The 23,554-nt window shown below is 61.5% G+C and carries 22 protein-coding genes; 18 read left to right on the forward strand and 4 right to left on the reverse strand.

The features are described from left to right. Positions 1–368 precede the first annotated feature (368 nt). From D9V28_RS12015 to D9V28_RS12045, 7 genes are all read left to right on the forward strand, one after another. Complete coding sequence (locus D9V28_RS12015; RefSeq protein WP_147440977.1) at positions 369–1,526, forward strand: rhamnosyltransferase WsaF family glycosyltransferase; 1,158 nt, start codon at positions 369–371, stop codon at positions 1,524–1,526. A gap of 164 nt (positions 1,527–1,690) precedes the next feature. Next, positions 1,691–2,749 carry a hypothetical protein gene (locus D9V28_RS12020; protein WP_147440978.1) on the forward strand — a complete coding sequence of 353 codons (1,059 nt, stop codon included), beginning with the start codon at positions 1,691–1,693 and terminating at the stop codon, positions 2,747–2,749. A 388-nt stretch (positions 2,750–3,137) separates the two neighbouring features. Further along, positions 3,138–4,289, forward strand: coding sequence for a glycosyltransferase (locus D9V28_RS12025; protein WP_121659972.1), 1,152 nt, complete (start codon positions 3,138–3,140; stop codon positions 4,287–4,289). Between the two features lie 178 nt (positions 4,290–4,467). Beyond that, the gene (locus D9V28_RS12030) at positions 4,468–5,397 is read left to right on the forward strand and encodes a glycosyltransferase family protein (protein ID WP_147440979.1); all 930 of its coding nucleotides are present in this window, start codon (positions 4,468–4,470) and stop codon (positions 5,395–5,397) included. Next, on the forward strand, positions 5,390–6,526 hold the full coding sequence (locus tag D9V28_RS12035; protein WP_121659974.1) for a glycosyltransferase: 1,137 nt from the start codon (positions 5,390–5,392) through the stop codon (positions 6,524–6,526). The genes D9V28_RS12030 and D9V28_RS12035 overlap by 8 nt, the downstream gene beginning before the upstream one ends. A gap of 178 nt (positions 6,527–6,704) precedes the next feature. Continuing rightward, entirely contained in the window at positions 6,705–8,078 is a 1,374-nt protein-coding gene (locus D9V28_RS12040; protein WP_121659975.1) for an O-antigen ligase family protein, read from the forward strand. A gap of 141 nt (positions 8,079–8,219) precedes the next feature. After that, entirely contained in the window at positions 8,220–9,632 is a 1,413-nt protein-coding gene (locus tag D9V28_RS12045) for a tyrosine-protein kinase domain-containing protein (protein ID WP_121659976.1), read from the forward strand. Between the two features lie 360 nt (positions 9,633–9,992). Here the strand turns inward: D9V28_RS12045 and D9V28_RS12050 are convergent, their stop codons facing one another. Next, positions 9,993–11,423: a sugar transferase gene (locus D9V28_RS12050; RefSeq protein ID WP_229728157.1), complete on the reverse strand. Its 1,431-nt coding sequence runs from the start codon at positions 11,421–11,423 to the stop codon at positions 9,993–9,995. Positions 11,424–11,727: 304 nt separating this feature from the next. On the opposite strand from D9V28_RS12050, the gene D9V28_RS12055 reads away from it, so the two are divergent. From D9V28_RS12055 to D9V28_RS12090, 9 genes are all read left to right on the forward strand, one after another. Continuing rightward, complete coding sequence (locus D9V28_RS12055) at positions 11,728–12,519, forward strand: SGNH/GDSL hydrolase family protein (protein ID WP_183086521.1); 792 nt, start codon at positions 11,728–11,730, stop codon at positions 12,517–12,519. 122 nt (positions 12,520–12,641) lie between these two features. Next, positions 12,642–13,973, forward strand: coding sequence for an MFS transporter (locus tag D9V28_RS12060; protein WP_121659979.1), 1,332 nt, complete (start codon positions 12,642–12,644; stop codon positions 13,971–13,973). 142 nt (positions 13,974–14,115) lie between these two features. Continuing rightward, entirely contained in the window at positions 14,116–14,400 is a 285-nt protein-coding gene (locus D9V28_RS12065; protein WP_121659980.1) for a hypothetical protein, read from the forward strand. A gap of 219 nt (positions 14,401–14,619) precedes the next feature. Beyond that, complete coding sequence (locus D9V28_RS12070) at positions 14,620–14,835, forward strand: twin-arginine translocase TatA/TatE family subunit (protein WP_371870006.1); 216 nt, start codon at positions 14,620–14,622, stop codon at positions 14,833–14,835. 133 nt (positions 14,836–14,968) lie between these two features. After that, positions 14,969–15,493: a helix-turn-helix domain-containing protein gene (locus D9V28_RS12075; protein ID WP_121659981.1), complete on the forward strand. Its 525-nt coding sequence runs from the start codon at positions 14,969–14,971 to the stop codon at positions 15,491–15,493. Between the two features lie 24 nt (positions 15,494–15,517). After that, positions 15,518–16,180 carry a cyclodeaminase/cyclohydrolase family protein gene (locus tag D9V28_RS12080; RefSeq protein ID WP_121659982.1) on the forward strand — a complete coding sequence of 221 codons (663 nt, stop codon included), beginning with the start codon at positions 15,518–15,520 and terminating at the stop codon, positions 16,178–16,180. A gap of 96 nt (positions 16,181–16,276) precedes the next feature. Beyond that, positions 16,277–16,405 (forward strand): hypothetical protein, encoded by a 129-nt coding sequence (locus D9V28_RS16440; protein ID WP_268234425.1) that lies wholly within the window; start codon positions 16,277–16,279, stop codon positions 16,403–16,405. 73 nt (positions 16,406–16,478) lie between these two features. Then, entirely contained in the window at positions 16,479–16,784 is a 306-nt protein-coding gene (locus tag D9V28_RS12085; protein WP_121659983.1) for a TraR/DksA family transcriptional regulator, read from the forward strand. A gap of 11 nt (positions 16,785–16,795) precedes the next feature. Beyond that, complete coding sequence (locus D9V28_RS12090; protein WP_147440981.1) at positions 16,796–17,392, forward strand: hypothetical protein; 597 nt, start codon at positions 16,796–16,798, stop codon at positions 17,390–17,392. A gap of 5 nt (positions 17,393–17,397) precedes the next feature. Here D9V28_RS12090 and D9V28_RS12095 read toward each other — a convergent pair whose 3' ends face one another. Together D9V28_RS12095 and D9V28_RS12100 are read right to left on the reverse strand one after the other, a co-directional pair. Then, entirely contained in the window at positions 17,398–19,311 is a 1,914-nt protein-coding gene (locus D9V28_RS12095) for an O-antigen ligase family protein (RefSeq protein ID WP_183086522.1), read from the reverse strand. Between the two features lie 132 nt (positions 19,312–19,443). Continuing rightward, entirely contained in the window at positions 19,444–21,057 is a 1,614-nt protein-coding gene (locus D9V28_RS12100) for an LPXTG cell wall anchor domain-containing protein (RefSeq protein ID WP_121659986.1), read from the reverse strand. Positions 21,058–21,220: 163 nt separating this feature from the next. Between D9V28_RS12100 and D9V28_RS12105 the strand changes: the two genes are divergently transcribed. Next, positions 21,221–21,967, forward strand: coding sequence for a CPBP family intramembrane glutamic endopeptidase (locus tag D9V28_RS12105; protein WP_121659987.1), 747 nt, complete (start codon positions 21,221–21,223; stop codon positions 21,965–21,967). A gap of 168 nt (positions 21,968–22,135) precedes the next feature. After that, a complete protein-coding gene (locus tag D9V28_RS12110; RefSeq protein ID WP_147440983.1) occupies positions 22,136–23,035 on the forward strand; it encodes a D-hexose-6-phosphate mutarotase in 900 nt (299 codons plus the stop codon). Between the two features lie 16 nt (positions 23,036–23,051). On the opposite strand, the gene D9V28_RS12115 is transcribed toward D9V28_RS12110, so the two are convergent. Then, on the reverse strand, positions 23,052–23,429 hold the full coding sequence (locus tag D9V28_RS12115) for a hypothetical protein (RefSeq protein ID WP_121659989.1): 378 nt from the start codon (positions 23,427–23,429) through the stop codon (positions 23,052–23,054). Positions 23,430–23,554 lie beyond the last annotated feature (125 nt).

The raw sequence follows: 23,554 nt of genomic DNA on the forward strand, positions 1-23,554 counted from the left end.
CTGGGCGTGGGGTAACTGCCATGCACGATGGGCGAGCCAAGGATTGTTCGTAACGCTCCGAGCATCGGCGCTTTGTTGCACCTCGGGGCCGTTGAACAGTTGTCAGCCACGCAGCGCGCATCGCGTGCTCGTGCGACTGGCTCACTCGCGGCGCAAAAGCCGCCGAAGCCTCGTCGAATAGAGTGAGGCGGGGGCGGAAAACATACATGAGTACCCCGACCAGTCGAGGGGTGGACATGAGTCTAATTAGTAAGAGCTTCAGGCGCGCAGCAAACGCGTACAAATTTCGTCGATTCGCGGCAGCCTACCGAGGCGCAACCTCAACGATTAGCGGCTCAAACGCATTTTCCCGACTTGATCGGTCGAGCATGGCAGTGTCGAGCCTAAGCTGGCGGGCCGATCGGCCCTCCGCGGTGAACGTTGTTCTCCCGGAAATGCGACCGGATGCAGTATTCGCCGGCGTCAAAACGGCGCTGGAGGTCGCATGCACAATTGCCCAAGAAGCATCGTTGCCTTTAAGACTCATCTCGTTGGGCGACGCTGTGCGCCCAAGCGATCGCCCGGCGATGGCGCGGTACTTGAACGAAGAGTTCCGATTCGATTCGGACTTCACCATGATCGGCGGCACTCAGCTCGTCAAAAGCGAGGTGGGGACGGACGACTTGTGGCTCGCGACCCACTGGACCACGGCGCACTCGATCGATGTGGCTTGTCGACTTGGACTAATCTCGAATGCCCGGGTGATCTATTTAATCCAGGACTACGAACCCGGTTTCTACCCGTGGTCAACCCAGTTCGCACTCGCTCGCTCCACATACCACGCCGGGTTCACATCGTTGGTTAACTCCACTTTGCTCGCCCACTACCTTCGTGACGAGGAGTCCGTCGACATCGACCCGGAAAGCGTGTTCGGGCCGAGCTTGGACCTGACGCGCCTTCGCAGTTCTTCGGAGACACGAAAGCCCTCTGCTGTCCCGCGATTGTTCTTCTACGCGCGGCCTTCCAAGCCTCGCAATCTCTTCGATATAGGAGTTTCGGCGCTCACGTTAGTGGCCCAAGAACTAGAACGTAGGGGCATCGACGCGACATTCGTTTCCGCCGGGGAACAACATGCGGATGTTGAGCTCTCAAGCACTCACAGATTGCACTCACTCGGCAAGCTGGTTTGGGGAGAATACTTTGACATTCTTGCAACGAGCGACATCGTTCTCTCGCTGCAACACAGCCCGCACCCATCGCATCCCCCGCTCGATGCGGTCTGTTCTGGCGCCATAGCGGTTACAAACGAGCTGGGAGGCACGCGCGCGGGGCTCGACGAGCGCTTGTTTGTCGCTCAACCGGAGCCTCAAGCCCTCGCGAACGAGATACTGCGGGCCATTGATACGACAATGTCAGCGCCGCCTGCGCCTTTTTCCGAAAAGGTATTGAGCGGACTCGGGGGGCCTTTGCCCGCTGCTGTGCGGCATGTACTACGTGGGGTCGAGGAGTCCTATACCTCGACCCGCGGATGCGGGAACTCAAAGTAGTGAGGTGGTTGCGGCGGATAGGCGTCATCGGGCTGTACCTCCTCATCCCCGGCTTGAGCGCCGTTACCCCTCTTCTAGTCCTTCCCGCTCTCACGACTGCATACGGGGCCGTAGGTCTAACCGTTTTCGGAGTTGCGCAGTCCCTCGGAGGGACAGCCGCGATCATGGCTGATCTCGGTTGGGGTGTCTTAGGGCCGCAGAAGGTTGCGCACTCAACGAACGAGAAGCGGTCTTCGCTTTATGTCTCTGCGGCAGCAACCCGGCTGTCTGCGTTGGCGTTATTGGCTCCGGTGGCGGCGTTAGCGAGCTTCTTGATTGTTGATGGCGATAAGGGTGCGGCCGCCGTTATAGCTCTTGGGTTCTCAGCGGCTGCATTGAGCCCGAGTTGGTACCTGATTGGGTGCAACCGCCCCTTGACGATCCTCTGGGTAGAGGGCTTGCCGAAGATCGTAGCGGCTGCCGTCTGTGCCGTCGCCTATCTGCAAGGTGCTCCTCTATTCATCTATGGGCTCGCCCTCGTAGCGGCGGCAATCTTAACGTGGACTCTCAGTGCTTTCGCCACTGGCAACGGCTTTTGGCCGGGACGCGGGGAGTTCAAGCGCGGCGCTTCTGTGATGAGGGAACACTTTCCGCTTACGATCGGGCGAACGATTGGCGCCGTGTACACCACGTTGCCAATCGCGATCGTCGCTGTCGCTGCGCCGTCGGCAGCGCCCTTGTTCACAGCTGTCGAACGACTCATGCGCATGGCGTTGAGCCTGCTGGGCGGTTTCCCAAGTCGACTACAAAGCTGGGTGGGTGCTGACCGAGAAAATAACGTAAAGCGTAGCCGCCAGTCCCTCCTGTTGAACTGTGGGCTTGGAGTCTTCGCCGGCGTTGGATTTGCGTTCCTCGCGCCGTGGGTGGCCGATTTCGTCTTCTCTGGCGTCGTAGACGTGCCACTTGAACTGACAGCTATCGCTGGCGCCGTGATTTTGACAATTTGCGCATCGCGGGGACTCGGCTTGTCCATGGTCGCCGAAAAGAAGGGCAACTGGATTGCGCTCGCCAACATCGCGGCAGCCGCCGTGGGCGTTCCTGCAGTGTTCTTCTTCAGTGGCGTCATAGGGGCAAAGGGTGCTCTATTCGGCGAGTTGCTAGCGGAGTTCATCGGGCTTGTTGTTCAGGGCGTGATTCTTTTTGGCGGACTTTCAAGGATCAGGTGGCGGCGTGGCAACCGCTAGCCGTGGCGCCAGCCTTGAGCTTGCACATTAACGCCATTGAAGCAGGCCGTTTTGGGCGGACTGCCGCTCAATCGCCAGTTGCCGCCGCCCAGTCGTTTCCCCGGCATAACGCGCAACGAAGGCGTCTGCGCGGCAGACGAAAGATGCTGCGACTAGATCTCATACAACAGTCGACAGTCGCACATGGGTCACCGTCAGCTAAAGTTGAATTGGATGCATGGGGGTGCCGTCGTATATCCGAAGTGCGAGCCGTGCTCGCTCGGGTGTCGGCGGTAGCAAACAAACGACGACGCCATTCGGATTGCGCACAGATTTTCTGTTGCGCCGGACGGGCGCATCGGCTCGAAGTGTCTCCAGCTGAAGCGCCTCACCGACCGAAGAGAGCATCTTGAAACAATCCGTAGCAATCATAGGTACTCGCGGATATCCGAGTTATTACGGTGGATTCGAAACCGCCGTGCGCAAACTCGCACCTTACCTCTCGTCGCGGGGTTGGGACGTGACGGTATACGGCAGAAAAGGTGCTTCGAAGTTCGACGATCCGAGCCGCGACGCCAGAGTGAAGTCGGTGATTACGCGCGGACTTGAAACTAAGTCTTTGAGCACGCTAACCCACGGGCTGACCGCCGTATTGGACGCCGCTAGGAAAAAGCCGGACGTGGCTCTCATCATGAATGTCGCGAATGGTTATTGGTTACCGCTGTTGCGGCTTCGAGGGATTCCCACTCTCATCAACGTCGACGGGATCGAATGGGACCGAGCGAAGTGGAACCGCCTTGCAAAATTTGTTTTCCGAACCGGAGCCTGGCTGACGGCGCGTTTTGGAGACAGGCTGGTCTACGACGCAAAAGCAATCGCCGAACGCTGGGAATCTGACTTCGGGGTCGGCGGCGTCTTCATCCCGTATGGCGGAAGCGATGTACCGCAGTTGCCCGTCGAAATTGGTCTATCACACCGCGGCTACATTCTTATGGTCGCTCGCTTCGTACCCGAGAACAGCGTGCCGGAGTTCATTGAAGCGGCTGACAATCTCGCCGACAGGTGGCCCGTGGTCGTCGTGGGATCTTCTGGCTACGGAGGCGAGCTCGAAGAACAAGTTCGAGATTTAGCCGAGCGGAAGCCCAAAGTGAGGTGGCTTGGGCACATCGCAGATGACGCTCGGCTGCACTCGCTCTGGCAACACGCGGGGGTATATTTCCACGGCCACAGTGTTGGAGGCACCAACCCTGCCTTGGTGCAGGCCATGGCCTGCGGTACCCCGATAGTCGCGCGTGACACCGTGTATAACCGTGAGGTGATCGGTGATACCGGCTCCCTCGTCTCGCTCAATGTCTCCAAGATGATCGAAGCCATTTCAAGGGTCATGATCGATTCCTCTCTTCAGAACCGTCTGGCCAACGCCGCCAAAGCAAGGGCGGCGGAATTCTATACATGGGACCTCGTCAACGGCCGTTATGAAGAAGCGTTGGAGAAACTAGCAAGTAGCGCTGGGGCCAAATCACGGTCCCGGCGGCGTGAGGCACAGTCGATTGGACAGTAGTACTCGCACGCTCATTCTTGGACATGACTCATCGTCTAACGCGCTTGGTCGCGCCCTTTCCCTCGCCTTAGTCGCGCGCGAGCTCGGCGACGTTCACATATGCGCGGTCGGCGCGGGGCGGGTGTGGAAGGGTGCCCGTCAGTTTGACTTCGACATCGACACAATCAGTGGTGCACGAATGACGCGCCGGATCGGTGAGCTCGCTTCACGGTATGCAAAGGGCACCGATCGGCTCATTGTCTGGGTGTCTAAGGGCATTGCTCCACTCCCGCGGTTGGTCGGCGAAATCCGACGTGTCGTTCCGTCCGCTGTCGTGATAGTTGACCTGGACGACGACGACGCCGGTTTAGCTCGTGCGTTCCGGGCGCGTTCCTTGTCGAACGCATTCAAACTCAATCCACTTCGAGTGATGCATCCGCTTCGAATTGAAGCGTCGCAGCAGAGAAGCTTCTTGCTTGCGGACGGTCTGACATACGCTACTGATGCGCTTCGGCGGCGCCTGCCAGCGAACCTGCCAGCAACGCTCATACCTCACACACGTGCGGAAGGGCGAGAGCGGCTACCTCCGGCCGCGGGGTCTGACCGCGTCCGAATCGGGGCGTTTGGGACTATTCGTGCTCACAAGGGCCAGGCTGTACTACAGAACCTAATTGCCACCTACCAGGACGTCGAGCTCTTCACGTTCCAAGGCAGCGGCATGGGTGCCCCTGGTCCAGGGCAAGACAACTGGACCGAAATCTCCCCCGACACTCCGCTAGAAGAAGCGTATGACTTGGTTGACGTGGCCCTCATTGTCATGGACGCAACCTCTGACGGCGGAGACGTGCAGCTACCCGCCAAACTCATCGACGCGATGAAGGCCGGGGTGCCGATCGTGGCCACGCGCACGGACCCCATAGACGAGATTGCTGGCGGCGTCTACCTCCCGCTCGATCAACACACCACGCTCGAGGAAATCCATGCCGCGGTCATGGCCGCCGTGACGAGTGACCGTGGTCACGCGGCTCGTGAGCGGTTCCTGAGAGAACTCACCCCCTCAGCACTTGCTTCCACTCTCATCGCGCACATCACTCAAATCTCACAAGGAAAGGGCCACACCCATGACTGAGCCAACTTCCGATCACCGATTCTCGTGGCTCGCATTCCCGATGCACGGACAGCGCAAGTTGTCTGCTGAGGGCTATCGAACGCGCGACGGCCACATGATCGAGTGGTTTGGGCGCCTCGCGAGCGATTCTGGCTCGGTGGCCGTTCTGAGCCGCCCAGAGCCGCGCTTCGCAAAGCCTTTTCAATCGAAGCCATCACCCGCGTCTCTCGCTCCGAATACAACGCCGATCGATGGCTACTCATGGGCGGTTCCGAACATTCGAGATCGCCGAAAGTGGTGGCTGCAATCGGCGCGAGACTACCAAGTTCCGCAAACTGACCCCGCATCCGTCCCCGCGATCATCTGGAATCCGTTCGTCAGCATGGCACCGGCGGCGGACGAGATATTCGACGGTCGGGTCACCGTATTCGATCTATTAGACGACTGGACTGTGCACTATGCTTTCGACTCGATCAAAAGGGAAACCGAGGAGGCGTACCGGGCAATATTTGCGCGCGCTACGCATGTGACCGCCAACGCCGAGGGAACGCTGGCGCTCGCTCACAGGTTTGGGCGCGACGATGCAAAATTGGTCACCAATGGCTGTGACCCAGAGCGTTTCTTGACCAGTTCAAAAGCCGCCGGACCGATTACCGTCGGCTATGTCGGGAAAATTGGCAGAAGAGTGGACCTCGAGCTTGTACTCGAGACAGCAAAGAGCCTTCCTCATGTGAACTTCGTACTAGCTGGGCCGATCCTAGATCGCGAGTATCGAAAGCCGTTGACACGAGTCCCCAACATAACTTTGGTCGGTGATGTCCACTACGAGGATGTCCCGGCCCTTCTCCAGACCTTCGATATCGGTTGGGTTCCCCATCGTGTAGGGGTAGGTGAGGTGGGTGGAGACGTGATCAAAACGTACGAATATCGCGCCGCCCACTTGCCGGTCCTCACAACACCGATAGCTGGCGCCGGTCGCCGCAACTTGGATGGTGTCGCTGTGAGGGCCGCGGGCGATCACCTTGAGTGGATCGAGGCCGCCAGCCACCAAGGGAGGGTGCCGCGGATTCCTGGCTCGATTCCATACGACGCGACGTGGGAATCGAAAGCCAAATTGCTCTTTGGTTTAGGGCAGCCTCAGCTTGACTGACCTCACGAAGTTCCGGCGAGCACTTCGCGGTGCTAAAGGAAGGGAACCGTTGCGCGAAGCCCATCGAAGTGAGGATGCTCTTCCTTCCGGACTCCGACCTGCCGGGGTGCGACGTCGCCCCTTGCTGCTTTCTCCCGTATTGCTAACTCACGGCCTTTGGGTTGGCTTTGGATGTCTCGTGGCGGTCCTTGCCGGGGCAGCGGCCTATCTCGCGACCAGCGAGCCGACATATGCGATAGTGCTCGCGGCAGCGATCGCCGCAGTGGTCTGGTTGATCGTTCCTTCTAAAGTGGATTCGACCCCGAAGTGGCTTACCGCCTTCCTGCTGGCCATGATCTTCGGAACGGTCTTGCCAACCCAGGTATCCTTCGCGGTGCAAGCTCTTGCCCTAGCAGCGGCGTATGTCGCGTGGCTGACGGTCCCGCCGGCCGAGCGCCGGGGTAAGGCTGCTGTGGGCTGGGTTACCGCGATTTTGGCCTTCTGGGCACTATTGGTACTTCACCCGAATATTCCCTCTCTTGAGGTGGGAATTCTCGGGTTTCGCAAGACTGTGTTTTGCCTTGCCGGCGTCGTGGCGGGCGCTGCGATCCCGCGCCGCTTGATACCCGCCGTGGAGCTGACAGCAATAAAGGTACTGGCCTCGGCTGTTGCTGTATCGATCGTCGTCCACCAGTTCGCTCCAGGGATCGAACAATCGATAACTCGAGCCGCTGGCGAGTACACGGGGGTATTGGGCGGTGAGGCACGACTGCAGGGAATATTCTCGGGGCCGTTCCACGCTGCGACGGCATGTCTGCTCGTCCTAGTTTGGGGTATGGCGCGATTCGGGACACACCGACGCCTAGCTCCCCTTATGCTCGCCCTTGGCTTGCTGGGAATGTACCTGACATTGGTTAGGTCCGCCTATATCGCTCTGGGGCTCGCCGCCGTCGCTCTGGTCCTCGCTGCACCATCTGCCAGCAAAGTATTTCAACGCCTCGCAGCGACAATCTTGATCGGTTTCGCCGCAATTTTGGCCATAGCATCATGGAACGCCGACGCTCTCAGCGTCGTTGACTCGCTTACTGGGTTTTCCACCGACAATCGTTTCTTGGGCCGCTTTCCCGGCTACGCGGAGGGAATCAACCTCATCATCGCCTCACCCATATATGGGTGGGGCAGCGGTTCCGCGGGAGACACGCTTCAATCGCACTTCGCGTGGAGCGGTCACCACATCACCTCTCACAATATTGCTCTCAAAGTTTTAGTAGAAGGCGGCCTCATCGGCGCAGTTCTTTGGCTCGGGCTCGTCGTTTCAACGTTCAGGGGACAACGTCGCGGCGCACCGTCTACGGGATTAGCCGTCGGTGTCGTTGCAGTCCTGCTCGGCATGGGCATTACCGGCGCTTCGCTCGAGACGCTGCCAGTCAGTTGGTTCATCTTCTTGTTCGTTGGAATTTCGCTAGGGACAATGCATAGGTCCGGGGCTGACCGTCAGGCGCCGAAGTTGGTTCGACACCATGGCGGATATGTCTCGTTGGCACACGAGAGAGACAGCAAGCAGGTGCAATAACTCGCTGCCGCCGTTCTCTGCCTCAAGAGTCCGCAGTTACAGGGCGTCCTCGCTGTCGTGTTGCCGACGGAGATTGTGGCAACATAAACATTGGGGGTTAGTTTTGCCGACCTTCTTTGCGACTATCGAAAGGCCGGTACCATGGAGCTCCGCGACTACGTCCGCATCCTCCGCAGGAGCTGGGCAGTGCTTCTGCTCGCCACACTCCTCGGAGTGAGCGCCGGCGCCGGCTACTCTTTGTTGGATCCGCCCAGGTACAGCGCATCCTCGAAAGTTTTCGTATCGACATCGTCGGGCCAGAGCGCACAGGAGTTGGCTCAAGGGAACAGCTTTACTGTGCAGCGGGTGAAGACCTACTCCGACCTTGCCAAAACCCCGATTGTTCTCCTCCCCGTAATCGCCAAGCTGCAATTGAACATGAGCGCCGACGCACTCGCCAGCGACATCGCGGTTTCGGCAGCTGTTGATACGACGATCATCGAAATCACTGCTAGCAATGCAAGTCCCGTCATGGCGGCGGATATTGCGAATACCGTGTCGGAAAGCTTGACGGCGGCCGTGGAGGAAATTGAGACCACCGACGCCGGCAATGCGATGTCCCCCGTCAAACTGACCATGGTGCAACAGGCCGATGTCCCTTCAACCCCCGTTTCTCCGCGCGTGCCCCTCAATCTTGCCCTCGGAGCGTTCGTGGGACTGGCGCTCGGTCTCGGAGCAGCAGTACTGCGAGAAATGCTCGACAATAAGGTGCGGAACGAGCGAGATCTTCAAGCGCTCACCCCGGCACCAGTTATAGGAGCAATTGCCTTCGATCCGAAGGCCAAGCAACGACCGCTTATCGTTCATGCGAATCCTCGAAGCCCCCGTGCCGAGTCCTTCCGCACACTACGAACCAATCTGTCCTTCATCGACGTTGGTACAAAGGGCAGGACTTTCGTAATCACTTCCTCGGTTCAGAGCGAGGGTAAAAGTACCACCGGGGCTAATCTGGCTATCACGCTCGCAGATGCCGGGGCCCGCGTGCTTCTCGTCGACGCTGACCTGCGGCGTCCAAAAGTGGCCGAATATATGGGGGTGGAAGGCGGCGCCGGGCTCACAGACGTCTTGATCGGGCGCGCTGAGCTGCCTGATGTCGTGCAACCTTGGGGAAAGTCCAAACTGTTCGTACTCCCCGCCGGAAAAATTCCGCCGAACCCAAGTGAATTACTGGGCTCTCGTGCGATGGCAGAGTTGATTCTTATCCTGGAACGAGAATTCGATGCGGTGATATTTGACGCTCCGCCGCTGCTTCCCGTCACAGACGCGGCGATCCTCTCGAAGAGCGTCGGCGGCGCCATCGTCGTCGTTGCCTCCGGTCGCACACACAAGAATCAACTGAAAGGCGCGCTCACCGCTCTCGAGAACGTTGGCGCCTCTGTGTCAGGCATAGTGCTCACTATGATGCCCACGTCCGGGCCAGACGCATATGGAAACGGGCGATACGGATACGGATACGGATACGGGGCGAGCGAAGCCGATGTGCTTTCTGATGAGCTCGCGCATAAGCCCGCCTAATTCCGCCTCGCATAGGCTTTCAGCCTCAGGAGGAACGCGACCAATCCGGCGATTCCGGTTGGTCGCGACTGGGGCCGTTGGCCTGTCCACACGTCGCTTACCTTCAGCTGGTTAGAGGCATCCCGTTAGCTGTCCGACCCCTCGGAGCAACTAGGATTTGTTCCCTACAGCTGTCGTTGTGTGCCGTAGCGCGCTGCGACCTGAGCCCTCCGTCGGCGCGCTCGATGCTCCGTTGTCGAGCCCTCCGCATGTGAAAGTAAGGCAACGCAGGACCGACTGCGCGCGTTCATAACCGCCTCATTGGAGTCACCAGCTCGCCTTCTCCGAGGTACGAGTGGGCGGGGAGAAAGCGCTGCTGCGTCAGTAAGCACCGTCGCGCGCCATGACTGCTTTAGCCGTGCGCCAAAGAATGACCAAGTCGCCCGTGAAAGACCAATTTTCGACGTAATAGAGGTCCAGACGAACGCTTTCTTCCCAGGACAAATTTGACCTCCCGCTCACCTGCCACAGCCCTGTTATCCCCGGTTTGACCAGGAAGCGACGATGTACGTGGCGCTCGTATTCCGAAACTTCGCGCTCAAGTGGCGGACGTGGGCCAACCAGCGCCATCGTCCCGTTAAACACATTCAGAAGTTGCGGTAGCTCGTCGAGGCTAAACCGACGAAGGAACCGGCCGATTGCAGTGACGCGAGGATCGTCTTTCATTTTGAACAACACCTGATTACCGTCACTCCTTTTCGCCTTCTGCAGCTCTTTCAGGAGGGACTCGGCGTCGACGACCATCGAGCGGAATTTCAGCATACGGAAGGGCTTTCCACCGATGCCGACGCGTTCCTGGTGAAAGAACACTGGTCCAGTGGAAGTGAGCTTGATGACCACCGCGATGCCGACTAATAGCGGGCTGAGAAGAAGAAGGAGGAAGAGCGAGCCGAATAGGTCCAGCCCGCGTTTCGCAAGCGTCTTAGCGCCGCTGTACCGAGGGGTTTCGACATGGATGAGTGGCAGTCCAGCCACGGGCCGGGTATGGATTCGCGGCCCGGCGATTCCGGTGAGGCTCGGCGCGACGACCAAGTGTTGTCGAGCTGGCTCCAGCGACCAGCTCAACTCCCTCACCCGTTGAGGCGAGAGTTCCTCTGCGCTCGTGATGATTACAGTGTCGGCCCTTGTTGCATCCAAGGCACTGTGGAGAGCGGAAAGGTCCCCTAGCACGGGTACTGACGCTCGCAGCAGATCGCTCTGCGACCCCCCGGGTGGGACGCAAGCCCCGACCACCCGGTAACCGGCCGAAGGATAGCGAGCCAACTCATCTGCAATATGAAGTGCGGAAGTCGCAGAACCGACGAGCAAAACTCGCGAGGAGAACTGCCCCGTCGCGCGCTGAACTCCGAGCCACTGCCGCCACATCCATCGCGAGGCGAGAAGGACGAGCACGCCGAGTGGGAAGGCGATAAGAATGTATCCCCGGGCAAGATCGATCTTGAAAAGGAAAGCCAGGATAGCGACCATTCCGAAAAGTCGTGTGCTTGCATCCACAATCAACTTGTACTCGGAAGAACCGACTCCGATCACGCGGTCGGCACGCGATCCGATCAGACCAAGCGTCGCGAGCCAGGCCACCACGATCACACTCGAGATCACGGAATAGCTAATTTCGCTTCCGACGGTGTTGAAGCCCCGAGCCTCGACGTCAAACCCTAGCCACGCTAATTGAACCCCGTAGACGACCCAAATGACCGCAAGAAGGTCTGTGATCGCGAGGCGAATCGCGTATCGTTTGCGCCAATCCCTCACGTCGTTTCGGCGAGTCTCGCCGCGCGCTTCTACAGCGCCACCCGCAAATTTTTCGACCAACAATTTTCCCCCCCGGGCTGTCGTACCTGCCGACAGATGATTCCGAGTTTATCCGGCTTATGCGAGGCAACCGCGCCGACTCTGAGCGGCGACTTGTTTTACCGACACCCACCCGCATCGCTGACGATGCTTTGTACCCGGTGAGGGCGCAGAAAGGCGTGTCCCGCTCGGTGGGTGCTCACCCGCCCGGCAGTACGCATCGCGCCGGAATATGACACCGGTATCGCCGACTAAGGTCGAACTTATGGCTAAACGCGCAAATCGACAGGCATCCCTGCGGGAATGGTTCGCCGAATTCGGCCAGTATCTTCTCCTCGTCATCGTGGCATCAATCACCATTTTTCTTGTGGTGCTCGCATTCAACCGGCCCGCGTCAGCGCCAACAAACAGCTCGGTTCGTCCGCTCACTTCAGCGGACACCGAGATGCCCACTCCCACGCCAACCCCGACGCCGACCGGCGCGCCTCTCACTGTGGCCTTTCTCGGTGACTCGTCCACGTCGGGCGAAGGCACGACTTCGACAGACAATCGATGGACGAGCCAGCTCGCAGCGAAACACGTCTGGACCGAGATGAACGCGGGTATAGCCAGAACGGGATATGGAACTCCCGGAGAAACGCAGGACGCGCTTCCTTATACCGAACGCGTACCGGGGATCGTCGCTGCCTCACCCGACATCGTTCTCGTGTCTGGCGGGTTCTTCGACTCTTCTGCGGGCTCAAGCCCGGCCGTCGTGAACGCTGCCATCGTGGAGACCTTCACAGAACTTCGCGCGGGACTGCCTGAAGCAGAGATCGTCGCGATCAGCCCGCTCTGGGACGCTTCCGATACGCCGCCTCGATTAACCGAAATCATCGACGAAGTACGCGCAGCTGTCGAAGCGGTCGATGGCACATTCCTCGACATCGGCCAACCGCTTGATGGCGAACCCCAACTCATAGCCGCCGAACACAGCGCGCCGAACGACGAGGGGCACGCGGTTCTGTTCGACACCATCCGCGACGCTCTGGCACCCATCCTCGACGAAGGTCCGTAAGCGATTCAGTCCCCCGGTCGAATATGGCGGCGGAATGCCACGACGCTTGAGTTCACGGGCCCAGCGTTCATTTCCGTCTCCAGACGGATGCCAATGTCGCACACTCTCGGTACTGTGGGGACGTGCATTCTGAGCCAACCTCACCATCAGCGGAAGACCTCGTCGCAGCGGAAGACGCGGCATCCACCGTGCCCTCGCACTGGAAACGCAACGTCGCTCTTTTTCTGAGCGGCCAGACCATCTCGCTGTTCGGCTCGATGATCGTGCAGTACGCGGTGATGTGGTATGTCACGTTCGAGACGCAGTCCGGACTCGCGCTTGCTCTATATGCGATCGTCGCATTCCTGCCGCAGGGCATCGTGTCGATCTTCGGTGGCGTGGTGGCGGACCGAATGAACCGCCGAGTTCTGGTGATCATCGCTGACAGCTCGATTGCGATCGTCACGCTCGTCCTAGCGATAGCGATGCTCAACGGCATCACCGACCTGTGGGTGATTCTGCTCGCCGTCGGTGCCCGATCGCTCGGCGCTGGCTTCCAGACGCCGGCCGTGCAGGCGATGATCCCGCAGATCGTTCCTGCCGATCAGTTGCTTCGCGTGAACGGAATGTTCGGCACGATCCAGTCAGCGATGGCGCTGCTTGCGCCCGCGGCCGCCGGAGCGGTCTTCGGTGTGTTCGGGATCGTCCCGGTGTTTTTCATCGACGTCGTCACAGCGGTGATCGGGGTCGGATTGCTCTTCTTCGTCTCGGTGCCGACACTCGCGTCAATCGCGACGAAAACCACGAGCTACCGCGAGGACCTGGTCGAGGGCATGCGATACATCTGGCACCACAAGGTCGTGCGGTGGTTGCTCGGCGTCTTCGCCATCATTTTCCTGCTGACCGTGGCACCGTCATTCATCACTCCCCTCATGGTTGCGCGCACATTCGGCACCGAGGTGTGGATGGTGACAGTGCTCGAGATCGCGTTCAGCGTTGGAATGATGCTCGGCGGCGTACTGGTCGCGACAGTTCTTGCCAAACGGGGTCGCATCCCGCTGATACTTTTCGCCACGTTTGGGTTTGCGGTTCTCACCATTGCGCTCGGACTATCGCCCAACCTGTGGGTGTTTTACGGCTTCATGTTCGGGTTCGGCCTCTTGGTCCCGTTGTTCTCCGCACCGTTCATGACGCTTGTGCAGGAAACCGTCGAGCCCGAAATGCACGGACGGGTGTTCAGCTACGTCGGCATCGTTATGGCCATGGCCACGCCCATTGGGATGGCTGCCTTCGGGCCGCTCGCCGATGTCATCAGCGTGCAGGTGTTGCTCATCATCGCTGGAATCGTGACGATCCTCGTCATGACCGTCGCCATCCTGTTGCCGTCAGGTCGTGCTGCGATTGTCGCAGCGAAGGAGCAGAAGCCGCTCGACCAGACAGATAAGGCGGCCGGAGTCGACGCCACTGCACTCTGATGTACGCGCACGCGTAAAATGGCCGATCTCGAAGGCAATGTCAAGGGCCCCCTCAGGATTCTCCCCTTTCTCTCACCTGCTGCTTACATAGCTGAGGCGCAACCGCGCCCCACATACCACTAGCAGGAAAGAGGGACACCTCATGAGCAACACCCCCGCAAACGGCCGCGTCTCTCGCCTCTCCACGGAGACCAAGGCAGCGTTCAAGACCACCGAGTTCATCGCATACGTTGTGATCCTCATCTCGATGTTCATCGCCTCAGCGATGGTCGACAACGGAGAAGACGGACAGGGCTTCGGCGCCGACCACGTCTGGCTGTACGCCACCCTCCTCACCATCGGTTACATGGTTAGCCGTGGCCTCGCCAAGTCGGGAAGCCGCGAGTTCTACGACCGCGACGCTGACAACCACGACGCTCGTCGCTAAGACTGACTCACTGACAGCCTGAGGCTGTCTGAGAGGAAGGCTCCCTGCATTGCAGGGAGCCTTCCTGCATTTAACCGCGAGTAGGCCCGGCCAGCTGCTCGATCTGACTCGTTGAGTTGATGGGACCCTTGCGTGCCTCCTGAAGAACATCGATGACTACTGAACCTATGTTGATGCCGAGCAGCCCTGTATATTGCAAGCAACTCAAAGGAGATAGCAGTGGGAATTCTCGGTAACGCCTTCAGCGGATGGCACCTAATCGTGATTGTTTTTCTGGTTCTGCTGCTGTTCGGCGCACCCAAGCTGCCTGGGCTCGCGAAAAGCATCGGACAGTCGATGAAAATCCTCAAGACGGAGGTACGGGGAACCCCCGAAGACGCTGGCGCCCACGTGGTCGCGGAACCAGCCAAGCCCTCCCCTGGCTCAACAGCCTGACCGAGTTTGCTCGACGACCGAGCCGGCGGCGCCTAGCGCGAAATGCGTTGGCGGCACGCTGGCGGCCAGATGGCGCCTCACCGGCGTCCTCCTGGCGTGGCGTTGGCGGTCGGAACAAAGTGAGCATGGGGTCATGAATAAAACACGAATCACCGAGCTTCGACAGACACAGGGCTGGACCCAGGAACGACTCGCAAATGAGAGCGGGATCGGCCTCCGGACGGTCCAGCGACTCGAGGCTGGGGAGGACGCAAGCTTGGAAACGTTGTCTCTGGTGGCGAACGCCCTCCGGGTCCAGGTGCGAGACCTCTTCTCGACCATCGACGACGCAGCGCTCAGCAGCCGCGTGGATTCGCTCGCTGATCGAGCGGAAGAGCAGCAGGTGGCCCGCGACCGAATCTCTGGTGCGTGGCGCTGGCTTTACATCGGCGTCGGCGTCGTTGTCACCCTGATCAGCTTTACCTTCGCACAGGGCATGGTGTTGTTCCTGGGCTACTGGGTAGGCGGAACCATGATTCTGGTCGCCCTTCGTCGCCTCTATCTCGAGCCGCACCTCGACGCGAAGTATCCGCTGTCGCGCGCCACGCGGTCGCGTCGAGAGCGCGATGTGCGCCCACTGGCAGATCAAGGCGGCGCAATCAAGGGAGTGACGCACTGAGCTCGGTGTGACCAGACTGAGGGCATGGATGACTCTGCGCAGGTCTCTGCCCGCACCTCGACGATCGACGACTGGACCACCGCCTTGGCTCAGTCAACCGGGGCGCCAGGCGGCGGAGCAGCGGCCGGAGTGATGCTCGCCATCGCGTACTCGCTCACGTCGATGGTCGCCGGTTACACAGAGGTCGACGACACCCTGCGAGCCGAACTCGACGCCGTGAAGGACCGAGCGAGAACCGGCCGCAAGACCGCCCTTCGGCTCGCCGATGAGGACGCGGCCGCGTCGAAGGCATTCGGTCGTGCGTTCCGGATTGAGCCAGGCGCGGGTCGCGAGGACGCCATCCGGGAAGCGTCAGTTCAGGCGGCGGAGTCCTCTGCCGACTTGGGAATCACCGGCGCTGAAGCGGTCAGCGACCTCGAATGGCTGGCCACGCACGGCAACCCCGCTCTTGTCGCGGACATCGCCGTCGCCTGCGGTGCACTGCGAGCCGCCGTCGCCGGTGCCCGCGCGAACATAGGATTCGATCTCGGTTCGCTGACGTCGAGTGGTGAGGCGCTGGAGAACGTTCGAAGGCAGCATCCGCTTCTCTGGAAAACAGTTCAGCAACTGGATGACGTGCTCGCCGGGATCGACCGGCTGACCGCCGAAATCGAGGGCAGGGCTGTGCCCGAGGAGCTGCAGCGCTGACCGATGTGAGCCGCGCCAGACCCGGCCGGCCACAGTCGTTAATCGACGAACTGGCGCACGACTTGCCTTTCCCAGGTACTGGGCTATGGTGAGGCCATGAGCAAGATCGCAGAACTCGTGCACCCCGAAACGCGGAGCCCCCACGCCCTCCGTGGTGTTGTCGTTTTCGGGTACCGACGTGAGCTGCGCCTTATCGCGCCGATCGAGCGGTGCTCCATCGGTTAACGATCACACGTCACGATCACCCGGAGCGCGCCGCACACACGGCGCGTTTTTTGTTTCCCCTGAGGAGTTCACAATGAATGCACGACCCACCATCTCGCCGTCCGTCGAGACGAACAACGATGCTCTGCGGCTCGAGCTCCAGCGGGAGCTGACCGAGCCGGAGACACTCATCGCCGAACTCGCCGACCGGGCTGCCCCGCACATCGATCCGGTCGCGTGGTCGACAACAGGGACGGCCAAGGCCGTTGCAGAACAGATTCGAAGCGCCCTGGGGCGCTTGGACGCTGGCACATACGGGCGCTGCGTTTCCTGCGGCGATCCCATTCCGGCCGCTCGATTGGAAGCAGTCCCCCACGCCGCGGCCTGTGTGAAGTGTTAGGCAGGCGCGCCATGGTTATGCAGGAAAAAGCACCAGCAATGGACCGGTCGGCCACGGATGTGGTCGAAAACGAGTCGCCGTCACAGAGAATCCTCCTCCTGGGAGACAGGTTGAGCTGCCTCAGCTCGATAAGCGATCGCCCCGACGTCGATGTCGCCGGGAATCTCACCTCGGCCGACCACGGATACGCCGCCGCGGTCATCGGCGTCGAATTGCCCGAGAACCCTGATGAGGTGAAGGAGGATCTGAACGCCCGGGTCGAGGAGTGCATGATGCTCGCCAGGCGCGTACCTTCGCTGCAACACATCATTCTGGTGATCGGTGCGCCGAAGTTCCTTCAGCGAATGTCACGAGCCGCTCGGGACAATCTGATCGCCACATGTGACTCCGTCAGCCAGACGATTCAGGCGGAGGTCGAGCAACGGGTAGGCACCTACGTCATCGTCACGATCATCCTGGCCGGTCAGTGTAACGACCCCGAGCTACTCGCCGAACGGGTTGTTGACCGAGTAACGCAGACCGAGGTCGCCGACGCCACAGCCGTCGTGTTGTGGGAAGAGATTCGCGGCGACAGCATCGGTGACGTCGGACTCAACCAGTACATCTGAGTCGTTCAATCGGACGCGGGATCCTCGAGGAACGTGACGAACGAACTGACACCCTCATCGTCGGGGGCCAGACTCTGCGCTTCGGCCGCGCGCTCTCGAGCCATGTTGATGTCCTCTTCGAGGTAGGCGTTTATCGCCCACCTCAAGTGAAGATCGGCATCGTCCGGCCGGGTCTCAAGCATGCGCTCGATCACGCGGCCGGCAGCGTCGGTGTCGCCCGTTGACTGGAGCGCCACGGCGTACGCTTTCAGCGTCGAGACATTGTCTGGGATCACCGCGAGTGCCTGCTTCGCCCAGGCGAGGGAGGCCTCCGCTGCACCCTCAACTCCTCCGTCGGCGGCGGCCGCCAACGTCTGGGCCGCAATCGAGCGGAGGTCAGCGTCCCACGGGCGAAGCGCGACAGCCGTCTGGAACTGAGCTTGTGCGCCGACCACGTCACCCTGCGCGCTGGTTTCAATGCCACGTTGCATCGGCACCTCGGCGAGTGCGATAGCTACCAACCAGCCAGCCCAGATGACGAGTAGCACCGTGCGAACGACTCGCCACCATCGGCGGGCATCGGCGACGGGTGAGGCCGCCACGATCACGCCAACGAGCAGACAGCCGAGGATGCTGGTCGCGGCCGCCGTGAAGTGGGTCAGAAGCGCCGCCGCCCAGACGGTGCATGCGGCGATGGCTCCGATGAGGAGATCGGCGCGAGCGAGTGAGTCGCGGATGGGGACCGTGAGTGCGTCGGAACCGCCGCGCTCCCGAGGCAATCGACCGGAAGCTGACGCACGGACCGCTCGGACTCCGCTCACCGCGACCACCGCGACAAGCGCCAGGGCGAGAGCAACGAAAACCGCTCCCCCGGCTGCCCACGCCTGGAGGATAACGTTGTGCGGTGAGTCGAGGGTGGTGAGAGCGCCCACCGTCGAGAACCATTCGTCCGTGTGTGCGTGCGCGATGGCATCCGCATAACCGCTTGGGCCGACGCCGATCAGGGGGTTCGGAGCGAGCAACCGTGCGAATTCCTGCCAGATCAGCACCCGGTCGTTCACCGTTTGGGAGGACAACGCGCTGTCACCGGTCAGTCGTGAGCGGGTGAGAGGCGCGACAAGTGCGACAACGGCCAGGGCGGCCAGCCCACTCGCACCGGCGACGATGGGCTTCCACAGCGGGACCCCGGCGGGACGCGCCGCGACGATGGTGACGACGACGAGCGCGACGATTCCGACGGCGGCGGCCAGAAGCGCACCCCGCGACGCCGAGAGCACGAGCGCAAGGACAGCACCGACCAGCCCGCTGGTGAGAATCAGGACGTCGGACGGAGAGGTATGAAGGTACTCTGTCGTTTTGCTCCTGCCGCGCGGTGGCAAAAGCTGCGGCCGCCAGGCTCGGAGCGTGGGCAGCGCGAGAAGCATGAGGAGCATTGCTCCGACGATGCCCTGGTCTGTGGCGTTTCCGACGAGTGATCCCGGGCGATCCAGGTCGGACGGGATCGGACGGAGCCCGAATGCTTCGAGGGAACCGATGAAGCCGAGAAGAATCGCCACGACCGCAGCGGCACGAGTGAACGTCAGCACGGCCGGTCGGGTCGACCGCTGCCCGAGCAGACGAGCACCGATCCACGCCGCCGCGAAGTAGGCACCGAGGCTCACGAACCCTTCATACCGGGGGAAACGGCCGAGGAGCGCACCCAACGGTGAGACAGAAACCAATGCAGTGACGAGAAGCGTCGCGACACCGGCTCCAACCAGGATGAGGAACCATCGGGGCAGCCGCCCGGTCGCTGGCGCAAGCGATGCGAGAACCGCGCCGATGGCGAGCAGCGCGTCTTTCGGGAGGAACCACCGTGTCATGCCGTCGGGAAGAAACACGATGACGGCTGCCAGCGCCACCCAGATGGCCACGAAGCTCCAGCGACTTGGCGCGATCATCCGAACCAGCGTGCCCGACTCGGAAACGGGTCGTGCGCTGTGAGGAGGTCGTGGCATCCGCTCGCCTGTTCGTGGAGGTGACAGAACAACCGCCGGCACCCGAGGGCACCGGCGGTTGTGATGGTAATTAGTTTAGACGGATGCTGTCGCGCGCTTGCGGCGAGCGACGAGCGTTGCCGAGACACCAGCCGCGAGCAGCATGCTCATGAGCAGCATCGTTGACATCGCGTCTGAGCCGGTGGCCGGGAGTTTGCCCGCCGCGCGAGCCTTGGCGACGGCTGCGGCCGCGGCCTCTGGCGTGATCGTCACCGCTGCGATTGCCAGCTCGGTGGCGACGCCATTGACCGTGTAGTGCAACACGATGTGGTGCGCACCGGCTGGAGCGGTTGCGGGCAGATTGACGGTTCCGGAGAGCCCGCCGCTCGCGTTCGTCTTCAGCGTGCCGAGGAAGAGCGGAGTGGAGTGCAGGTACACGTCAACCGAAGCGCTGGCCTGAAGGCCGATGGCTGCGACCGCGATGGACTCGCCGGGTGTGACGGTTCCTGAGCTGGACACGCCAGCCGTAACGCTTCCACTCGGCGCAGCGGGACCTGTGGTCGGGAGCCCTTCGCCGCTACCCGGGACCTGGGGGGTCGTCGGAGTGGTCGGGTTCGTCGGCGTGGTCGGGTTCGTCGGGTCCGTCGGAGTCGTCGGGTCCGTCGGGTCGGTCGGCACGCTCGGGCCGGTCAGCTTGGCATCGATGTTGCTCAGGGTCTTGTTGGCGACGACGGTGATCGTCTTCGCTGTCTCAGCCGTTGCGCCGCCGTAGTAGGTGGGTGTCACCTCGACACTGGACGATGAGCTCGATGACTTGCTGAACCCGACACGGTACGTTCCGGGAACGAGCTCCGCACGGTACTTGCCATCCCAGTCGGTGCCGTCGGCGAAGAAGGCGAATGTGCCTTCCTTGTGCCCACCTTCGACAGCTTCGAACTCTACGAGGACCTCGAGACCATCCTTCGGAAGGTCGGTCGTGACTGTTCCTTCGACGGTACCGAGCTCAACCTCGGGAACGTATCCCGTGATGGAGCCGTCGGCGTTCCAGCGCGCGTCCACGCCCTGGATCGTGCCACCTGCTGCGACGGTCACCGTCTTCGCGTCCGACAGTGCGGGAGTTCGGTCGTAGTACTGCTTGGCCATCGGGATCGACGACGTGCCGGTTGACGACTTCGAGAATCCGACCTTGTACGTTCCGACCGGCAACATGTGCAGGGAGTATTCGCCACCCTCACTCAGCTTGGCCGTGGTGGTTTGGACCTTTTCGCCTTCGGGCGTGTACGCGTCAATCTCCACCCAGTTGTCCACCGAAGCACCAACAACGGCGGTCGTGCCCGTCACTGTTCCGCGGAGCTGAGCGGTGAGGTTCACCGTCACATCGCTGTCCGAGACATTGAAGTCAGTGAACTCCGAAAGCGCGGCACCCTGCAGGTTCAGCCAGTATGCGCCAGGTGCGACGTTCGGAAACGAAAATTTGCCGTCGACGACCGGTGTCGGCTGGGCGGATCCGTTCGCCCCGCTAAACGACACTTCGGCGTCAGTGGGCACCGCCGCGCCGTCTGCCATCTTCACCGTTCCGGACACGGTAAACCCGGTCGCGGGCGCTGCGTTGGCAGGCGCCGCGATGAGCGAAGCGGAGGCGACAAGAGATGCGGCGAGGACCGCGGCAGCAAATCGGCCGCGTGAGATTGGACGAGCAAAACGGAGCATCCGTTACTTCCCCCTCAGAAAGGCACAGTGTCATCGAGCCCGCTACATGGACGAGTGGGCATTCGGGTGTGCGCTTTGAACCTATCGGTGCAGAGACTGCACATATAGAGCCCAATCTGGGGGTGACCCGGTCGAGGCACCATCAGACCCCTATCTTTGAGTTATGAGCTCGACCGCCCCGCGCACGTCCAACAACCGCCGCGTTCGGTGGGGCCTCCCCGACGCGATTGCTGGCCTTGCGCTCGCGATAGTTCTGGTCTGGGCCGTCAGCTGGGCAGCGACGCGCGGCTGGCCGGCATCGCCTGAACTTCGTTCGGCGCTCGCCTACCTTGCCGCCTGGGCCCCGCTGCTCGGAGCTGTTCTGGTCGCGTCCTACCTGCGCGGTCGCCGATCACTTGTCCGCGACTTCGGACTGCGTTTTCACTGGATCGACCTCTTCTTCGGACTGGTCGTCGGCGGCATGATGCGCGCGGCAACGACCCTGGTCGAGATTGTCCTCTACGGCCGTGTCGCGAGTGGGGGCCCCACGTTCGGCCCCGTCGTTTACGACGTCTGGTGGGTGCTGTTCACCATTCTCGCCCCGGTGCTCGCCGCGCCCTTGATCGAGGAGCTGTTCTTCCGCGGACTCCTGCAACGTTCGCTCATGCGCGCGTCACTCGCGAATGCGTCCCCCGCGCTCAGAACCTCGACTCTCCCGGCCGTCGTCGCGATCATCGTGACATCGATCGTGTTCGCGGCCGTCCACATGCTGCAGACGGACGGCGGAATCGACATGGTCGTTGTCGGAATCTCCACGCTCATGGTTGGGGTCGGCACCGGCGTTCTGGCCGCAACGACCGGGCGACTCGGGGCAGGCATCATCGCGCATATCACCTACAACGGGCTCATTATCACCTGGTCACTGCTGTAGCGGAGCGTCCGTCTCGAACCCCGTCCACACCTCATCCGGCGTTCGCGCCCCATCTTGGCAACCGGTTGACAAAGCTCGAGAGAGCTGCCTAAGCTGGCTGAAAGTGAGCACCGCCGCCACCCGTTTTTGTTCGGAAAGGCACGACTCTTCGACCGAAACGGGGACTTCATGACCACGCTGGCCAAACTGCATCCGCTGATCGAAACGACCCTTCCTCCCTCCGTCACCTTCGATTCCGGCGAGGGCGGGTTGCCCCGACTGCGCGTCGACACCCCGACGGCCACCGCCGAAATCTACCTGCAGGGCGCACACGTCACCTGCTGGCAGCCGACCGGCGAGGAGCCCGTGCTGTGGATGAGCCGCTCAAGCAACTTCGCCGAGGCCACACCGATCCGCGGCGGAGTTCCGATCTGCTTCCCATGGTTCGGCGTGAACCCGGAAGGCCCGCAGCACGGCTGGGCCCGCATCACCGACTGGAACCTCATCTCCGCCACGGACGACGGCACCGACGTGCGCCTCGTCTTCCGGCTGACCGACTCCCCGGCAACCAGGGCCTCCGCGTGGCCGCACCGCTTCGAGGCCCGTTATGAGGTTGTCGTCGGGTCGCAGCTCACCCTCTCGCTCTCGCTCTCGGTGACCAACCTGACCGACGACGAGGTCACCTTCGAGGAGGCGCTGCATACCTATCTCGCGGTGTCCGACGTGCGTGAGACATCGATCACCGGCCTTCGCGGGCTGCTCTTCTCCGACCTGACCGAGACCGGCTTCCAGCCGGATGCACCGCTCGAACTCACCGGGCCGATGACCCGCAACCTCGTCGGCGCGTCTGGTGACACGGTGATGACGGATGCCACGCGGCAGCTTCGCATCACCCGCTCGAGCGCGGCGAATACGATCGTGTGGAACCCCTGGGACGCTCAAGCAGCAACCATGCCGGACTTCGGCGACGACGAGTGGACCGACATGATCTGCGTCGAGACGGCCAACGTTGGAGCGTCCTGGGTTCGGCTCCCGGCAGGCGAAACTCACACCCTCGTCACCACCTATGAGGTCGGTCCGCTCAGTTAGGCGCGCGGTTCGGCACTCAGGACAGCGCGATGACCAGGCACAGCACGGCAAGCACCGCACAGACCGGCGTCATGAGGTTGCGCTCCGGCTTGCTTCGCGAGATGCCGTTCATCACAATTCCGAGCGTGAAGTAGCCGGTGAGAATCCAGATGCCAACGCGACTGATGACATCCGAAATCAAGGTGATCACCTCGGCACGCTGCAGGATGATCACGGCGAACGCCGCGTAGAGCAGCACTGAAACCGCACTGGCGACGCGCAGCTTCGTTGGCAGAACGCGGTGCTGGCCACCCCAGGCGAACCGGCCGATCGGCGCACCGGCGGCAAGAGCGATTTGGAACACGGCGAGACCGGCCAGGATCACGGTGGCAGCGAGAGCGGCAAGAGTCGTCACGCGTGACACATTAGGCGAATGCCGTCGCTTCCCGTCAGGCCCCGTTCAGGGTTCCTCGACGGGTAGACGTCGGCGTGCGGACATGCCGGAAGGGCGCCGCCCGTGCGGGCGGCACCCAGTCGGCT

Source organism: Mycetocola zhadangensis (genome assembly GCF_003668565.1).
In the GTDB taxonomy this organism is placed as follows: Bacteria; Actinomycetota; Actinomycetes; order Actinomycetales; family Microbacteriaceae; genus Mycetocola_A; species Mycetocola_A zhadangensis.

Bases quoted from the DNA above. Each gene is read 5' to 3' on its own strand.
- D9V28_RS12065 (WP_121659980.1), top strand. From the start codon at position 14,116: ATGAGCAACACCCCCGCAAACGGCCGCGTCTCTCGCCTCTCCACGGAG.
- D9V28_RS12110 (WP_147440983.1), top strand. From the start codon at position 22,136: ATGACCACGCTGGCCAAACTGCATCCGCTGATCGAAACGACCCTTCCT.
- D9V28_RS16440 (WP_268234425.1), top strand. From the start codon at position 16,277: ATGAGCAAGATCGCAGAACTCGTGCACCCCGAAACGCGGAGCCCCCAC.
- D9V28_RS12035 (WP_121659974.1), top strand. From the start codon at position 5,390: ATGACTGAGCCAACTTCCGATCACCGATTCTCGTGGCTCGCATTCCCG.
- D9V28_RS12100 (WP_121659986.1), bottom strand. From the start codon at position 21,057: ATGCTCCGTTTTGCTCGTCCAATCTCACGCGGCCGATTTGCTGCCGCG.
- D9V28_RS12055 (WP_183086521.1), top strand. From the start codon at position 11,728: ATGGCTAAACGCGCAAATCGACAGGCATCCCTGCGGGAATGGTTCGCC.
- D9V28_RS12085 (WP_121659983.1), top strand. From the start codon at position 16,479: ATGAATGCACGACCCACCATCTCGCCGTCCGTCGAGACGAACAACGAT.
- D9V28_RS12045 (WP_121659976.1), top strand. From the start codon at position 8,220: ATGGAGCTCCGCGACTACGTCCGCATCCTCCGCAGGAGCTGGGCAGTG.
- D9V28_RS12080 (WP_121659982.1), top strand. From the start codon at position 15,518: ATGGATGACTCTGCGCAGGTCTCTGCCCGCACCTCGACGATCGACGAC.
- D9V28_RS12075 (WP_121659981.1), top strand. From the start codon at position 14,969: ATGAATAAAACACGAATCACCGAGCTTCGACAGACACAGGGCTGGACC.
- D9V28_RS12090 (WP_147440981.1), top strand. From the start codon at position 16,796: ATGGTTATGCAGGAAAAAGCACCAGCAATGGACCGGTCGGCCACGGAT.
- D9V28_RS12105 (WP_121659987.1), top strand. From the start codon at position 21,221: ATGAGCTCGACCGCCCCGCGCACGTCCAACAACCGCCGCGTTCGGTGG.
- D9V28_RS12030 (WP_147440979.1), top strand. From the start codon at position 4,468: ATGACGCGCCGGATCGGTGAGCTCGCTTCACGGTATGCAAAGGGCACC.
- D9V28_RS12020 (WP_147440978.1), top strand. From the start codon at position 1,691: ATGGCTGATCTCGGTTGGGGTGTCTTAGGGCCGCAGAAGGTTGCGCAC.
- D9V28_RS12015 (WP_147440977.1), top strand. From the start codon at position 369: ATGGCAGTGTCGAGCCTAAGCTGGCGGGCCGATCGGCCCTCCGCGGTG.
- D9V28_RS12095 (WP_183086522.1), bottom strand. From the start codon at position 19,311: ATGATCGCGCCAAGTCGCTGGAGCTTCGTGGCCATCTGGGTGGCGCTG.